Here is a 15,095-nt window from a genome sequence, read left to right as displayed (position 1 = left end):
CTCCGCCTTGCATCTGCACGCGCCAGACCCCGCTCGCCCCGCGGCGGTAGCCGCAGATGTCGCTGCCGGCCTGATCCAAACGACAGGCCCTAGGTGTATCGCTGCGGCTTCCCCGGCGAGTCCGCCTCGTCACCCCAGCCACCCGTACACAGTGGTGCGCTTGATGGCCGCTCAGCTGCACGTGATGAGGGCGCCGGCCCAGTCGGCGTGATCGGAGTCGATCCCGTTGCCGCCGTCGGTGACCACGAGCCGCAGCTCGGTGCCGCCGGTGAGGTCGGCAGTGAGGTGCTTCGCGGCTTGGCCCACCGTCATCAGCCCGCTGTCGGCGACCTTCGTGCCGTCCCGGTAGATCTGGAAGACCGCCGAGCCGTTCGCGCCCACCTCGTCGTCGATGCCCACGTCCACGCTGAGGGCGGAGCAGGTGCCGCCGAGGCTGTAGGTGATCTCGCTGTCGGCGTGGGCCCCCAGACCTTTGGGGTAGGCGACTCCCTGGATGATGAGGGGATGTCCGTCGATGCTGCGATTCAGCCTCACCGGCGCAAAGCTGTTCGTGCTGGAGGTCCACGGCCGGGCGCTCAACGCGGTGGTGTGGGCGGTGGGCGGGGCGCCGTCGGGGTCCGGGTGCGCGGAGGGCGACGAGGTCGCCGACGACGAGGGCCCGGAGCTCGGTCGCTGCGACGCCGTGGTGCGGGTCGGGGACGGTGTCCCCGACGGCGAGCTGGACACGGTCGCCGAGCTCCCGGGAGAAGCCGTCGGCGACGGGTCCGGAGCGGGGGTCGAAGAGAGACCGGACCGTCCGGGCCCGGTGGCCGAGGCATCGTGGCTCGTCCGGCCGAGCAGGGAGCCGACGGATATGGCAACGCCGGCCAGAACGGTCACGGCAGCAGCGAGCACGGCGAGGCGGGCCGGGGAGAGCCGGGATGCCGTGGCCCGGCGCGGTTCGACGGGCGGGTTCGGCCCCACGGGGCGCACGGCGGCAGCGTGTTCGCGGCCGGTGGAGAATACCTGTGCGCTGTCGGAGGGAACGGGTTCACCCCCTGGCCGACCCGCCGGCAAAAACGCGAAGTCGTCGCGCAGCTCGGCGCGTCGGGGGCCCTGGTCCCAGGCGGCGGCGGTGTGGCGCACGGCCGCCAGCAGACTGTCCTGCCAGGTCGCGTCGGGATCTTCTCCCGGGTCGTGGGAGCGCAGGACGCCGGCGATGGCCTCCGCCGCCAGATCCGCTGCGGCCTGGGACGATCTGCAGCAGACGCGGGCACTGGCCAGTACGGCGGCGTAGTGTCGGCGGTGGAACTCGTCGAGGGCTTCCTCGCCTGCCTTGGCCGCGCCGTCCGCAACGGGCGCGCCGGACGGATCAGCCGCCGCTCGGCCCCCGGTCAGGCCTGCCACCCGGATACGCCGGACCAGTTCGGTATCGGACAGCTCCGTCCCACCGGTGGTGTCGAATTGCTCATGCATAAGTGGGCTACTGACCCTTCAACGTCCTGAACGATGAATGAAAGTACCGGAAGACGTGGACGGCTGCGGCGGCAGGCCCGTCGTTGTTGCCGACCAGTACAGAAGAACGGATGTTGATGCGGCATGACATGGTGACGTAGTAGAACATCCGCGAGACGTGATCTTCCCATGCTCCGCAGGCTGTTGACACCGTGTCCGATAGGGCGAATCTGCTCGGTGAGCATCGAAGCGCAATGCCCGACGTCTGGCCGGATGCGTTTGAATCGACGGAATCGGCTGAATCGACTGAATCTACTTATGAGTAAAGCCCGTTACACGGTGCCGGATGCCCGCGAACTCGCCGGTTCTCGCTGCGGGCGCCGGTTCGCCATGGAATGGTGACCCAGGCGAAGCCCTTGACGCTGCTCCCGGCCTGTTCGTAGCCTCGCCGGCGTAACCGGCACTTCCGCGGTTCACGTGCTGCGGCGCTTTCCGCAGTGCTTTGGCAGGCATAGACACAGACCACCTGTCGTGGTTGCGCTATGCCTGTTTTCTGTGCCCCCGTGCCATTGAATGGGTCTTCCTCAAAGGAGGATTCATGGCACAACGTCCGAGCGTGCAAGGCGTCGCTGACGTCGTTGCACTCATCGACGGGCTGGGATGGCAGGCCGGCTGAACCTCTGGCCGGCATCAGCGCCTGACCGTCCCCGAGGTCCTCGCCCAGGCGCCGACCCTGCGCGCGGACCGCGTGCGGAGGTGCGGGCATGAGAATCCGCCCGGCGGCGGGCTGCCGGGTACGGACGCGAACCCCCGCCGTTCCTTTGGCACTTCACCGCCCGCCCCATGCGCCTTCCTCGGGATTCGGACGACTTCCGGCGGGTGCGGCGAGCGCGTGAAGGAGGCTTATCGCTCCGGTCGGCGGAAGAGATCACCCCGGTAGATCGCCGAAAAGACTGTGGGGTCCGGTGTGTTTTCCTGGGTGGACGCTCGCGGTCTGTGGCGTGCTTCGATGTCGATCATGACGAGGACCGCCGCTGCCGAAGCAGCTCTCCGTGGAGCGCAGATGCATGTGAACGACCACGCGCAGAGCCCACTGACGGCTTATCAACGGGACATCTGGGCCGCCGGTTCTCAGGCTCCGGAATCACCGCAGTTCAACTGCGTCCTCCACGAACGTCTGCGAGGCGGCGTCGACCAGGACACGCTCGCCGAGTGCACCGAGCGCGCGCTGCACCGCCACGAGACCTTCCGGTTGCGGTTCGGTGAGAAGGCGGGGACGCCCTTCCAGTGGGTGGCGGGCGAGGGCATCCGGGTCAGCAGGGTCGACTTCACTCAAGAGCCCGAACCGGACATCGCGTGCGCCGCGTGGATGCGGCGCTCGATGGCGACGGCAGTGCCGCTCACGGACGGCGGCACCCTGGTCGAAGCCACGCTGCTCCTGGAGAGCCCGGACGTCACACATCTGCACATCAAGGCGCACCACATCGTCGCCGACGGCTGGACCGTCAACCGGCTGAGCCACGAGATCCTCGGGGACTACGCGCGGGCCACGGGTGCCGGCCCGGAACACACCGGCCTCCGCGAGCCGTCCTCCTACCTCTCGTTCATCGAGGAGGAAGCCGCCTACCGCGCCGGCGCCGACGGCGACCGCGACCGTGCCTTCCACCGGGACGCCCTCGCCGGCGTGGCGCCCGCGCTCTTCACGCGCACGGCCGGCGGGAGCGGGCGCGGCCGCCATTCGTTCGTCGTCGAGGGCCCGCTCGCCGAACGGGTCCGCGCCGCCGGCTTCTCGCCGTTCGCGTACCTCGCGGCCATGTTCGGTACCTGGCTGACGCGGCTGCACCGCAGCGAGGGCCCGGAACTGACCGCAGAGAAGTTCGTCCACGACCCGTTCGTACCGGGCGACCGCATCTTCGACGGGGAAGCCGTCCTCGCCCATCTCGATGGCGCCGGAGTCATCCGCCGGTCCGCCCGGGACAGCGGCCGACGCGGCTTCCACCTGGGTGTCTGCGGCCACCGTCGCGGACAGCGTCTGCGCCGCGTCGGAATCGTCGGCCTCGCTCACGAGCGCGACCGTCCCGGCCGAGGCGGCCGGCGCGGCCTACCATTCGGGCGCGGACCCGCGCCGACTGCAACACGGACTGTGCCGTGCAGCAGCCCACGGTGCACGAGTTGTCCACCGCCTGGACGGCGGCGCAGAGCCGCCAAGGCGGGTGACATCGTCTTCTTCAAGTGGAAGGACGAGTCCGTCTACAACCACGCCGCCGTGGTGACCCACCGGCGCAACGGCAACGTCTACGTGGCGCAGCACGGACGTACCGCCAAGAGCACGATCAATGAGATCATCTCGTACTACCGCAAACGCGATCCGATCCAGAAGATCGTGATCATCCGCCCGACGAGCGCCAAATGAGAGCGGCGACGCGGGCCACGGGAGCCCTCCTGGCCGGGCTGGCGCTCGGCACGCTCACCGCGTGCTCACCGACGGACGACGCCTCGGTGCGCTATGCCGAGGACTACGCGAACCACAAGCCGCTGCACGTGGTCGGCTACCCCTCCTCGGGGTCCCTGCAGATCACCCAGGAGCTCGTCTGGCGGCTCGCCGACGACGAGGCCGGGGAACTTGAGTCACTCGCGAGCAGCGATGCCTCGGCGAGCGACACGAAGAAGACCGCCGCGAACTGGACAGAGGCGTTCCACAAGGGGGCACAGGGAAGGGTCACGGCGGACTTCTACGACGACGGGACCGACCGGCAGCTCGTGGTGCTCTACTTCCACGACACCAAACAGATCAAGCCGATCATGTCCGACTCGACGGCGTGGGCGGTGAGGACGGCTGGCGCGTGAAGATGGGCGAGCCCGATCCGAAGCAGGTCACCGAGGTCCCCGGATGGGTGCCCAAGACTCCCGGCAGACTCGGCTCGGAGATCCCGGAATGATCTGAGTCTGGTATCCGGTCTGCGCCGCAGCCTTGCCGACGCAGGCACACCCTGCCGACACGGGCACAACCTCGAACTGCCCCGCCGGGATCACCCGGCGGGGCAGTTTGCCGGTACTTGAGCGCGAGTTCCTCCACGAGCGTCCTCGGTTCCGGTGCGGCACGCCGAGCGGCGGCATCCAACGCGGCCTGCACCCGCTCGGCCTCCTCCTGCAGCCGGGCCACCTCTTCCCGGACCTTCTTCTCCCAGGCCTCCAGCAGACCGAGCACCGACGGCACCAGCCTCCACCGCGAGTGCGATGACCAGCCGTCTGTGACGTCGAAGGGGGATCTGGTGGCTGAGCTTGTCCGGCAGCAGCACCTCGATGCGGACGTGGGCAACCACGGCTTCGGGTTCCAGGAGTCCGATGACGGCGACCTGCCGGTCCCGTTCCCGGACGACTTCGAGCAGGGAGTCTGCAATGGGATGAGCAGGCGGAAGCCGATTGCGCATCGATCAGCGGCGAGATGGCCGTGTGGTCAATGGGCCTGGGCCGCGCCGACGAGGTGATTACGCTCGCTGGCTCGGGCGGTTCGTGGCAGGTACGGGTGAGCTGTACCGGACGTGCCGAGGCTGCGGCCGTGTCGGAGGGCGAGGGCACGGGGCAAGGCGTGGAGAAGTACCTCGTGCAGTTCTATGAACGGCTTGCCGCCCTGAGCGCCGCTCAGCTACCTGGAGGGACAGCCGAAGACGGGAGCACGTCGACCACGTGAACCGACGACCCGCTAACGCAGGGAATTGAGTTCAATCGCCGGGCAGCGGTCCATGACCATGTCGAGCCCGGCTCCGCGGGTCCTGTCGTACGCCTCCTCGTCGATGACGCCGAGCTGGAACCAGACCGCCTTGGCGCCCTTGGCGACGGCTTCATCGGCGACCGCGCCGGCGAGGTCGCTGTTCACGAAAACGTCCACGACGTCAACGCCGAAGGGAATGGCATCTAGGGACGGATAGCCCTGTTCCCCGTGAACCTTCTCGGCCTTCGGGTGCACGGGGACGATCCGCTTGCCATGGCGCTGCAGGACCTTCGCAACTTCGTATGCGGCGCGCTGCTCGTTTGAGGAGAGACCGACGATCGCCCATGTGACGCCGAGATCGTTGAGGATCTTGCGGACGGTGTCTGTCTCGCTGTGCACGCTGTGCCTCCCATGGGTCGGATGTTCGCCGTAGGAGGGAACGAGCATCGGCTGCGTGCCATTCCCGGCAGTTCCCAGTGTGTGAAGAGGCGATCCAAACCACCTCACCGCGCAGATCGCCCGGCTGACCGAGCAGATCACCGCTGCCGTCCAGGACGTGCCCGGACCTGAGAGTTCCTCGCGGCCCGGAGCCGGTCTGACGCAGCTCATGGGCCAACCGAAGCACCGCACCGGCCTTGGGATCCACCGGCCGCTCAGGACGTCCCACGGATGCTGCTCCGTTTTCGGACGGCCCTTGTCCTTCAATGGTCGGGCAGGCACGATCTCAGGCCGAGTCCTCTGTTGTCAGTGGACGTGCGGACCTTGCCAGGTGCAGGTGTGAGGTCGAGGGTGGCTTGGGCGCCCCCCTTGGGCAGGTTCGCGTACGTCACTTGGGCGCCGAGGACCTGTGCCTGGCCCATGACGATGGTCAGGCCGAGGCCGATGCCCGTGCCACGCTCCCGCGCCCCCGTGCGGAAGCGTTGCGGGCCCTCGGTCAGGAGGTCGGCGGGGAAGCCGGGGCCGTGGTCGGACACGCTTACGGCCGTTCCGTCGACGTCCAGGGTCACCGGCGCGGCGCCGTGTCGGTAGGCGTTGGTGATGAGGTTGGCCAGGATGCGTTCGACGCGGCGGGGGTCGGTCTCCACGACCTCGTCGCTGTGTACGCGTACCTCGACGTCTCTGCCCGTCGCCGCCGCGGCCCGGCGTGCAAGCTCACCCAGGAGTACCTGTTCGCGTTGGGCCTGTTCGACGCCGGGTACGTCGAGGCGGGCGACTTCCAGTACGTCCTCGACGAGCAGGCGCAAGTGGTACACGCCTCCGCTGACCAGCTCCGTGGGTCGGCCGGGGGGAAGGAGGCTGACCGCAGTGACCAGGCCGGCGACAGGGGTACGCAGTTCGTGGGCGATGTCGGCGGTGACGCGCCGCTCGGCCTCCAGCCGGGCGTTCAGCGCGTCGGCCATGGTGTTGACCGCGTCCGCCAGCTCGGCGATCTCGTCCGCGCCCTTGGGCTCGACCCGTGCCGTCAGTTCGCCGTGCGCGATGCGCTGCGCGGTGCGGGCGGAGGCGCCGATGCGGCGCCCCGCGGCGGCCGCCACGGCAATGCCCAGCCCCGATCCGAGCGCGACGGCGGCCGCACCGGCGCTGAGCAGCACCTCATCCAGATCCTTCAGGGCCTGGGCCTGGGGTGCGTAGGAGCGTCGTACGGCGACGACGTCGGCGCCGCTGCGGGCCGCGGCCCACATCACCGGGCCGCCGCCGGCGCCCTCCTGGAGGTAGGTGGCGCGCACGGGCCGATCGGCGACGGCATCGCGTAGCACGGTGGGCAGACCCCGTGGGTTGACCAGCACATCGGTCTCGACGCCGGCGATACGGTCCTGAAGAGCCTTGACGAGCTGGGCGTCCGCCGTGTGCACCGCTTCCTTGCGCTGGTTGTCGGCGGTGCGCTGATGCACCAGGAGCCCGATGAACGCGGCGACGACCGCGGCGATGGTGGCGATGACCAGGGCCATCTTCGTTCGCAGTCCCATGGCGGTCAGGAGCGCTCGGACGATTGATCGGGACCGGGGCCGGAGCCGGTCACGAGTTTGTAGCCGAAGCCGCGCACGGTCTCGATCCGCTCCCGCCCGATCTTCGCGCGCAACCGCTGCACATGGACGTCGACGACGCGGGAGTCGCCGCCCCACCCGTAGTCCCACACCCGCTCCAGCAGCGTGGCCCGGGACAGCACCACGCCGGCCTGGCCGGCGAACTCCAGCATCAACTTACGTTCCGTGGGGGTGAGTTCGATCAGCTGCCCGTCCCGCCGGACCTCCATGGAGGCCGGGTCCACGGTGATGTCGCCGAAGCACAGCGGCTGCTCCTGCACCGGCGCCTGTCCGGGGCCGGTGAAGTCGGCAGCCCGGCGCAGCGCCGAGCGGATACGGGCAACCAGCACCGGTATGTCGTACGGCTTGGTGAGATAGTCGTCGGCCCCGGCTTCCAGACCGAGGACGACATCCACCGGGTCGGTCCGCGCGGAGACCATCAGTACCGGCACCCGGCTCGTCTCACGGATACGGCGCACCAGGCTGACCCCGTCCAGGTGCGGCAGCATCACGTCCAGCAGGGCGACGTCCGGCGCCCTGAGCCGGAACTCCGCCAGCCCTGCGAGCCCGTCCGAGGCCGTGCGCACCTCGTAGCCGTAGCGCTCCAGGGACAGCTGGGTCGCCTCGCGGAGCAACGCGTCGTCCTCCACGAGCAGCACATCGGTCATCGTCTGCGGTTTCCTGTCTAGAGCTCGGGGACGTACAGGTGCACCGACCGCAGCTCGGCCGCCCGTTCGGGCTCGAGCTTCGGGGACCGTACGGTGGCACGGGTGTAGTACGAGACGTTCTCCTGGCGCACCAGGCGGGTCAGCTCCACGGTGGTGCCGGGGTAGTCGCACTTGGGGCCGCACCACGAGCCGCTCAGCTCACCCGTGGCCATGGCCTGCGGCTGCCCCCAGTTCCGCCACCTCAGGTGGGTGAGCGAGGTGAACTCGGTGAGGCCGAACTTCGCGGGACGGCTCAACGGGCGCCCCATGGCGTCGGAGATGTAGACCGGGCCGGGCGCCGGGCTGACGGTGGGTGCGGGCCCCTGGACCTCCGGCCGCTCGGGCCCACCGCATCCGGTCGCGCCCACGGCCGACATCAGCGCCAGGGCGATGGCGGCCATGGCCGCGGACTTGTGCATGACGGGGACCCTTGCGTACGTGAGCGGATCGCGCCGGCGCTCAGCCGGTGGCCAGCGGGCGCTTGCCCTGGAGGTCCTCAGAATCATACGTTCCGGGCTTGCTGGACAGCTTCAGCGTGAACGTGGTGTACACCCGCTTGCCGTGGACCGTCTTGGGGTCAGAGAGGGTGATGGTCCCCTTCAGCGGCTTGTCGAGGCAGGTGTCGGCGCACCAGGTGCCGTGGACGTCGCCGGTGCCGACCGCCTTCCCGGCCCCCCACTGCTTCCACGTCACCCCGTTGATCCCGGTGAACTCCGACAGCACCAGGTTCGCGGGACGCCGCTCGGCCCTACCGGTGTCGGCGTTCTCCTCGCCGTAGTGGTTGACGACGTACGGGGCGGCGGCGGGCCGGGCGCTCTTCTCGGCAGCACCCGACGCGTCCGCCACCTGAGAGGTGACGAACACTCCGAGCAGGGCGGCAGCAGTGAGGCCACTCGCCGTGACCGCCGTCTTGCGGGAGATCCTCGTGGCCGTTCCGGTCGTCTTGTCCGTGTTGCGGTTCATGGCTTCTGGCTCCGTTGATGTCGTTGGTCATCGGTTGGTGCTCCAGAAGCTACGAGGGTCGTTTCTCGGTTCTTCGGCCGTTGTGTTGCAGCCGCTCATCGACGGTTGTTACACGTCCGATGCACAGCGCTGGAGGACCCGGACGACCCCGTGGGCCGCGCGCGAGCTGTTGTTCGACAGGCCGACCACCGCCCAGGTGTCACCGGTCTCGGTGAGGATCTTCCGGATCGTCTCTGCGTCTGCGTACATGCCCCGCTCGAAGGAAGGCCCGCGGCGACCATTCCCGTGACGCCGCATAGGCTGGCGCAATGCAGGAGCAGTACCGGACAGTGGCCCGCGAGGGCGTGCACGAGACCGAGATCAACCGATCGCGCTTCATCTGCGCGCTCGCCCCCGCCGCGACCGAGCAGGAGGCGCAGGACTTCGTCGCACGCATCCGCAAGGAGCACCCGACGGCCACACACAACTGCTTCGCGTATGTCATCGGCGCGGACGCCGCGGTCCAGAAGGCCAGTGACGACGGTGAGCCGGGCGGCACCGCGGGGGTGCCGATGCTGCAGATGCTGATGCGCCGGGATGTGCGTTATGCCGTCGCCGTCGTCACGCGTTACTACGGCGGGGTCAAGCTCGGTGCGGGCGGGCTGATCCGTGCGTACGGGGGAGCGGTCGGCGAGGCCCTCGACGCGCTCGGCACCCTCACCCGGCAGCGCTTCCGGCTCGCCACCGTGACCGTCGACCATCAGCGGGCGGGCAAGCTGGAGAACGATCTGCGTGCGACCGGACGATCGGTGCGGGACGTGCGGTACGGCGAGGCCGTGACGATCGAGCTCGGGCTTCCGGACGCCGATGTCGAGGCCTTCGGCGCCTGGCTCGCCGACACGACCGCCGGGACGGCGGCACTGGAGCTCGGCGGGGAGGCGTACGGCGACGCCTGAGGCGCATCGGTGCATCAGTCGGGCCGGGGGCCCGCACGGGAACGAGTCCGTCCGACGGGCCGCACGCGCCGTGCCACGGCCGCCGGTTGTCCCCGAGCGGGCGACACGGCAGAACAGCATGTCCGGCCGTTGCCCGGCCGCTTCGATGAACTCCCGGCCACTGGAATGCCCTCCGTCGTGGTGGAGGAGCCGCGCCGCTCATGGACCCAGGCCTCGTCCATCCCCGTCTCCTCGTCGGGACGGGTCTGCGCCGGACCCTCGATCCGCGGCCCGGCGCCGGGCCGCGCGTCCGTCCTGGGTGAAAAACCGAGGTCCGTGAGGGATCAGGTGCCGATGGGAGATAGCGTGGTCGGTGCCTGTGGCGAGGCTCCGTGCTGGGCGGGTGCCGGCTCTGGGGGCGGGGAAAGGGAAACATGCAGGTCGGAGCCGTCTTGTGAGATTTCTGCACACGTCGGACTGGCACCTGGGACGGTCGTTCCACCGGGTGAGCCTGCTCGACGCCCAGGCCGCGTTCCTCGATCACCTGGTGGCGACGGTGCGCGAGCGCGACGTGGACGCGGTGCTGGTGGCAGGGGACGTGTACGACCGGGCCGTGCCACCACTGGCCGCCGTGGAGCTCTTCGACGACGCACTGCACCGCCTCGCCGGCGTCGGGGTGCCGACGGTCATGATCTCCGGCAACCACGACTCGGCCCGTCGGCTCGGCGTCGGCGCCGGACTGATCGAGCGGGCCGGAATCCATCTCCGTACGGACCCGGCGGGCTGTGGCACACCGGTGGTGCTCACCGACGAGCACGGCGAGGTCGCCTTCTACGGACTGCCGTATCTGGAACCCGCCCTGGTGCGGGACGAGTTCCGGACGGCGACGTCCGGGCACGAGGCCGTGCTCGGCGCCGCCATGCAGCGGGTACGGGCGGACCTCGCGGGGCGTGCGCCGGGCACCCGGTCCGTCGTCCTCGCGCACGCGTTCGTGGTCGGCGGGGAGCCCAGCGACAGTGAGCGGGACATCACCGTCGGCGGGGTCGCCGCCGTGCCCGCGGGCGTCTTCGACGGCGTCGACTATGCCGCTCTCGGGCATCTGCACGGCTGCCAGACGATCACCGAGCGCGTGCGGTACTCGGGTTCGCCGCTCGCGTACTCCTTCTCCGAGGCCGGCCACCGCAAGACCATGTGGCTCGTCGATCTGGGGCCCGGCGGGGAGATCGAGGCCGAGCGGCTGGACTGCCCGGTGCCCCGGCCGCTCGCCCGCATCCATGGACGGCTCGAAGAGCTCCTGGACGATCCCGCTCTGGAGCGCCACGAGCAGTCCTGGGTCGAGGCGACGCTCACCGACCCCGTGCGCCCGAACGAGCCGATGGCCCGGCTCGCCGAACGCTTCCCGCACACCCTCAGCCTGGTCTTCGCCCCCGAGCGGACGGACGAGGACCCCCTCGCCTCCTACGCGGAGCGGCTGCGCGACCGCGACGACCACCAGATCGCGGAGGACTTCGTGGCCCACGTGCGGGGCGGTGCGGGCCCCGATGAGCAGGAGCGTGCGGTGCTGAGAGGCGCCTTCGACGACGTCCGGGTGGACAGGGCGGTCCGCGGTGGTGAGTGAGCCGAAGGGGGGCGCGACGCCCGCGGCCGGAGGCCGCTGGTCGAACACGGCGGCAGTGAGCGCGCGCGCAGGCCGCGCGGGCTGCGATCGACATACGGCTACCGCCGCGTGGGCGGCCGAGGACGGACGAGCCTCGACACCGGTTTCAGCACTGCCCGGAGGCGGACCGGGCCTCACGAGGGAGGTGGCCGGGTGAGACTGCACCGACTGGGCCTCACCGCCTTCGGACCCTTCGGCGGGCAGCAGGAAGTCGACTTCGACGCGCTCACCGCCGCAGGGCTGTTCCTGCTCCACGGCCCGACCGGCGCGGGCAAGACCTCCGTCCTCGACGCCGTCTGCTACGCGCTCTACGGGGCGGTGCCCGGAGCTCGGCAGACCCCTGGTGCGTCGCTGCGCAGCGACCATGCCGCACCGGGGACGTACACCGAGGTGTGCCTCGAACTGACCGTGGGCGGGCGCCGGCTGGAGATCACCCGGCGGCCCGCGCAGCCACGTCCCAAGAAGAAGGGCACCGGGTTCACCACCGACAAGGCGGAGAGCCGGCTGCGGGAGTTCGACGCCGAGCGCGGCGAGTGGAAAGCGCTCAGCCGATCCCACCAGGAGATCGGCGAGGAGATCACCCAGCTCGTCGGCATGAGCCGGGACCAGTTCTGCCAGGTCGTGCTGTTGCCGCAGGGCGACTTCGCACGGTTCCTGCGGGCCGACGCGGAGGCGCGCGGCAAGCTCCTCGGCCGGCTCTTCGACACGCGGCGCTTCGCCGCGGTCGAGGAGCGGCTCGCCGAGCTGCGGCGCGCCGCCGAACAGCAGGTGCGCGAGGGGGACGAACGGCTGCTGGCCGTCGCCCACCGGATCGCCCAGGCGGCCGGGACCGCGGCCGGCGACTGGCCCGCCCCCGAGGGCAGGCCCGGCGAGCCCGGGCTCGCCGGCTCGGTCCTCGCGTGGGCGGCCGTGGCCCGGGCGGGCGCACAGGAATCCCTCGGCATCGCCGACTGCGCCGTGTCCGCGGCGGAGAGCAGGCAGGCCGCCGCCCGGCGCGCCCTGGATGCCGAGCGGGAGCTGGCCGGTCTGCAGCAGCGCCACGCCGAGGCGCGCCGGCGCTCCGAGGAGCTGGCGGCCCGCCGCCCCGAGCGCGATCGCGTCCAGGCCCTGCTGGACAAGGCGCGCAAGGCGGAACTGGTGGGCCCCGCGCTGCGGTTGCGCGAGGACGCCGACCGGGAGCACCGGGCAGCGAGTACCGCCTGGGAGCGGGTCAGGGCGATGCTCCCGGCCACCCTGGTGGACGCAGGCGCCGAGGAGCTCGCCGCCAAGGAGCGCGCCCTGCGTGGAGACCTCGGCGGCCTCGACGCCGCGCGCCGTGCCGAGCGGCGTAGCGCGGAGCTCGCCCGTGAGCGTGCGGACCTGGAGCGCCAGGGCCGCGCCGACGACGACCTCCTTCAGGACGCGGAGGGCTGGCTGGCCGGCTGGAGCACCGTACGCCGCGGCCTCCAGGACCGCATCGAAGCCGCCCGGGACGCCGCGACCCGCGCGGAGCACCTCGCGGGCCGCCTCGTCCCGGCGCGCCGCCGTGTCGCCGCCGCGCGGGAGCGTGACCGTCTCGCGGCCCGCGCCACGGCCGTCGAGGACACCCTCCGCACCGCCCGCGACCACGCCAACACCGCCCACGAAACCTGGCTCGACCTCAAGGAACGCCGCCTGCGCGGGATCGCCGCCGAGCTGGCCTCCGGTCTCGTTCCCGGTGCCGCGTGCGCCGTCTGCGGATCGGCCGACCACCCCGCCCCCGCCGTGACCGACGACACCTACGTGGGCCGCGACCGCGAGGAGGCCGCCTACGAGACCTACACCCGGGCGGACGCCGCCCGTGCCGACGCCGAACGTGAACTGGCAGTCGTGCGCGAGTCGTTCACCGCGGCGAGAAACGCGGCGAGGGAGGCGGCGAGGGAGGCGGCGAGTAACACGGCGAGGGAGGCGGCGAGGGAGGTGCCGCCCACCGGGGCAGCGCGTGCCACCGACGGCGCGGGGGAAGACGTCCCGCCCCCGGCGGACGGACGCTCGCCCCACGGGCCGGGCCGTGCGACGGGCGCCGCGTCGCGTACTCCGGTCGCACCGCTCGCCGAGAACGCGGAGGCGGTTCCCACGGACCACCCGGCCGCGGCCGAAAGGATTCCCGCCCTCGCCATGGCGGACGTCACGCACGGCGGCGCATCGGACAGTTCGGACGGCTCGAACGGTCCGGACCCCGGCGTCCGCGAGCTGGAAGCCGTCGTCGCAGGCCTCGAACACGAGCACGGCGGGGCACAGGCGCTGGCCGCGGGCATGCATGCGGCGCGGGAGGCCCTGGACCGGGCCGAGCGGGAGTACGAGGAGCGGGTCGCCGCGCGGCAGGAGGCCGAGACGCGCGCGGCCGCGCGGACGTCGCGACGGGAGGCGCTCGACCGGGAACAGGCGGCGCTGGACGCCGAGGTCGCGCGGGTCATCGGCGGCGCGGGGAGCGTCGCCGAGCAGGCCGCGCTGCTGGAGCGGCGGATCGGGCTGCTCGCCGATGCCGCCGAAGCCGTCCGCACGGCCGAGGCCACGGCCCAGCGGCTGAAGGAGGCCGACGACCGGCTCGCCGACGCCGCGTTCCGGGCCGGGTACGACACCCCCGCGGCCGCCGCCGCGGCGCTGCTGAGCGACGCCGAACAGCGCGACCTCCAGCACCGGCTCGACGCCTGGCACGCCGAGGCCGCCGCGGTCGCCGACCGGCTCGCCGAGCCGGAGACCCTTGCGGCAGCCGAGTACCCGCCCGCGGACCCGCACGCCGCGCAGCGCGCCCACGACGCCGCCGACCGCGCCCTGCGCGACGCCGCGTCCGCCCTCGACACCGCCCGCGACCGGTGTGCCGAGCTCGCCCGGCTCTCCCGGCAGGCCGACACCGAAGTGCGCCGTCTCGGCCCGCTCCGCGACGAGTACGACCGCGTCGCCCGGCTCGCCGGCCTCACCGCCGGCACCTCCGCCGACAACGAGCGCAGGATGCGCCTCGAGTCGTACGTCCTGGCAGCCCGCCTCGAACAGGTCGCGGCCGCCGCCACCGTACGACTGCAGCGCATGTCCGCCGGCCGCTACACCCTGGTCCACTCGGACGCCCGCGCCGGCGGCAAACGGGCCGGCCTCGGCCTGCATGTCGTCGATGCCTGGACGGGCCGCGAGCGGGACACGGCGACGCTGTCCGGCGGCGAGACGTTCTTCGCCTCGCTCGCTCTCGCCCTCGGCCTCGCCGATGTCGTCACCGACGAGGCGGGCGGCGTACGCCTGGACACCCTCTTCATCGACGAGGGCTTCGGCAGCCTCGACGACCAGACGCTCGACGAGGTGCTCGACGTCCTCGACGCGCTGCGCGAACTTGACCGCAGCGTCGGCATCGTCAGCCATGTCGCCGATCTGCGCCGCCGGATCCCCGCCCAACTGGAGGTCGTCAAGGAGCGGCACGGCTCCGCCGTACGGCTGCGCGGTGCACCGCTCGGCGGTTGAGGGTCAGCGAGCAGGTCCGGTCCGGGCGGTCTTCGAGGAACAGGCCGCGGCGTCGGATGCATGGGGTCTCCCCTGGCCCGGAGGGCCGAGGGGACGCATCGCAAGGCGGTGGGGGCACCTGCCAGCGGTAGCTGGGGGAGATCGCCCTCGTACTGGGCGTACTTGGGCGACTCCGACAACGCAGCGTGGGGGTACCCCCCAGCGGTAGCTGGGGGA

11 protein-coding genes and 1 pseudogene are annotated in these 15,095 nt (G+C 71.4%); 5 read left to right on the top strand and 7 right to left on the bottom strand.

The genetic code is table 11. The annotated features are described in order from the left end of the window. Positions 1–171: 171 nt before the first annotated feature. A complete protein-coding gene (locus ACWGI8_RS24425) occupies positions 172–1,455 on the bottom strand; it encodes an NPCBM/NEW2 domain-containing protein (RefSeq protein ID WP_453663931.1) in 1,284 nt (427 codons plus the stop codon). A gap of 997 nt (positions 1,456–2,452) precedes the next feature. On the opposite strand from ACWGI8_RS24425, the gene ACWGI8_RS24420 reads away from it, so the two are divergent. Then, positions 2,453–3,847: a condensation domain-containing protein gene (locus tag ACWGI8_RS24420; RefSeq protein WP_453663929.1), complete on the top strand. Its 1,395-nt coding sequence runs from the start codon at positions 2,453–2,455 to the stop codon at positions 3,845–3,847. Further along, positions 3,844–4,281, top strand: a complete 438-nt coding sequence (locus tag ACWGI8_RS24415) for a hypothetical protein (protein ID WP_453663928.1) — start codon at positions 3,844–3,846, stop codon at positions 4,279–4,281. The genes ACWGI8_RS24420 and ACWGI8_RS24415 overlap by 4 nt, the downstream gene beginning before the upstream one ends. Positions 4,282–5,137: 856 nt before the next feature. Here ACWGI8_RS24415 and ACWGI8_RS24410 read toward each other — a convergent pair. The 6 genes and pseudogenes from ACWGI8_RS24410 to ACWGI8_RS24385 all read right to left on the bottom strand — a co-directional run. Continuing rightward, a complete protein-coding gene (locus ACWGI8_RS24410) occupies positions 5,138–5,545 on the bottom strand; it encodes a CoA-binding protein (RefSeq protein WP_453663926.1) in 408 nt (135 codons plus the stop codon). A gap of 302 nt (positions 5,546–5,847) precedes the next feature. Beyond that, positions 5,848–7,113 (bottom strand): ATP-binding protein, encoded by a 1,266-nt coding sequence (locus tag ACWGI8_RS24405; protein ID WP_453663924.1) that lies wholly within the window; start codon positions 7,111–7,113, stop codon positions 5,848–5,850. Between the two features lie 5 nt (positions 7,114–7,118). After that, on the bottom strand, positions 7,119–7,838 hold the full coding sequence (cseB, locus tag ACWGI8_RS24400; protein ID WP_453663922.1) for a two-component system response regulator CseB: 720 nt from the start codon (positions 7,836–7,838) through the stop codon (positions 7,119–7,121). A 17-nt stretch (positions 7,839–7,855) separates the two neighbouring features. Further along, on the bottom strand, positions 7,856–8,296 hold the full coding sequence (locus ACWGI8_RS24395; RefSeq protein WP_453663920.1) for a hypothetical protein: 441 nt from the start codon (positions 8,294–8,296) through the stop codon (positions 7,856–7,858). A gap of 40 nt (positions 8,297–8,336) precedes the next feature. After that, a complete protein-coding gene (locus ACWGI8_RS24390) occupies positions 8,337–8,840 on the bottom strand; it encodes a hypothetical protein (RefSeq protein ID WP_453663918.1) in 504 nt (167 codons plus the stop codon). 126 nt (positions 8,841–8,966) lie between these two features. Then, positions 8,967–9,089: pseudogene (locus ACWGI8_RS24385) on the bottom strand (CoA-binding protein); the annotation flags it as partial. 59 nt (positions 9,090–9,148) lie between these two features. Here ACWGI8_RS24385 and ACWGI8_RS24380 point away from each other — a divergent pair. From ACWGI8_RS24380 to ACWGI8_RS24370, 3 genes are all read left to right on the top strand, one after another. After that, positions 9,149–9,775, top strand: a complete 627-nt coding sequence (locus ACWGI8_RS24380) for a YigZ family protein (RefSeq protein ID WP_453663917.1) — start codon at positions 9,149–9,151, stop codon at positions 9,773–9,775. Positions 9,776–10,208: 433 nt separating this feature from the next. Next, on the top strand, positions 10,209–11,372 hold the full coding sequence (locus ACWGI8_RS24375) for an exonuclease SbcCD subunit D (protein ID WP_453663915.1): 1,164 nt from the start codon (positions 10,209–10,211) through the stop codon (positions 11,370–11,372). Positions 11,373–11,564: 192 nt separating this feature from the next. Next, the gene (locus ACWGI8_RS24370) at positions 11,565–14,879 is read left to right on the top strand and encodes an AAA family ATPase (protein ID WP_453663913.1); all 3,315 of its coding nucleotides are present in this window, start codon (positions 11,565–11,567) and stop codon (positions 14,877–14,879) included. The last annotated feature ends 216 nt before the right edge of the window (positions 14,880–15,095 follow it).

Source organism: Streptomyces sp. NPDC054841, from assembly GCF_053611045.1.
Note: the sequence above shows the minus strand (reverse complement) of the source record. Positions and strands in the feature narration are given on the sequence as shown.

Coding starts and splice junctions, on each gene's coding strand:
- ACWGI8_RS24425 (WP_453663931.1), bottom strand. CDS start 1,455: ATGCATGAGCAATTCGACACCACCGGTGGGACGGAGCTGTCCGATACC.
- ACWGI8_RS24420 (WP_453663929.1), top strand. CDS start 2,453: ATGACGAGGACCGCCGCTGCCGAAGCAGCTCTCCGTGGAGCGCAGATG.
- ACWGI8_RS24415 (WP_453663928.1), top strand. CDS start 3,844: ATGAGAGCGGCGACGCGGGCCACGGGAGCCCTCCTGGCCGGGCTGGCG.
- ACWGI8_RS24405 (WP_453663924.1), bottom strand. CDS start 7,113: ATGGGACTGCGAACGAAGATGGCCCTGGTCATCGCCACCATCGCCGCG.
- cseB (WP_453663922.1), bottom strand. CDS start 7,838: ATGACCGATGTGCTGCTCGTGGAGGACGACGCGTTGCTCCGCGAGGCG.
- ACWGI8_RS24395 (WP_453663920.1), bottom strand. CDS start 8,296: ATGCACAAGTCCGCGGCCATGGCCGCCATCGCCCTGGCGCTGATGTCG.
- ACWGI8_RS24390 (WP_453663918.1), bottom strand. CDS start 8,840: ATGAACCGCAACACGGACAAGACGACCGGAACGGCCACGAGGATCTCC.
- ACWGI8_RS24380 (WP_453663917.1), top strand. CDS start 9,149: ATGCAGGAGCAGTACCGGACAGTGGCCCGCGAGGGCGTGCACGAGACC.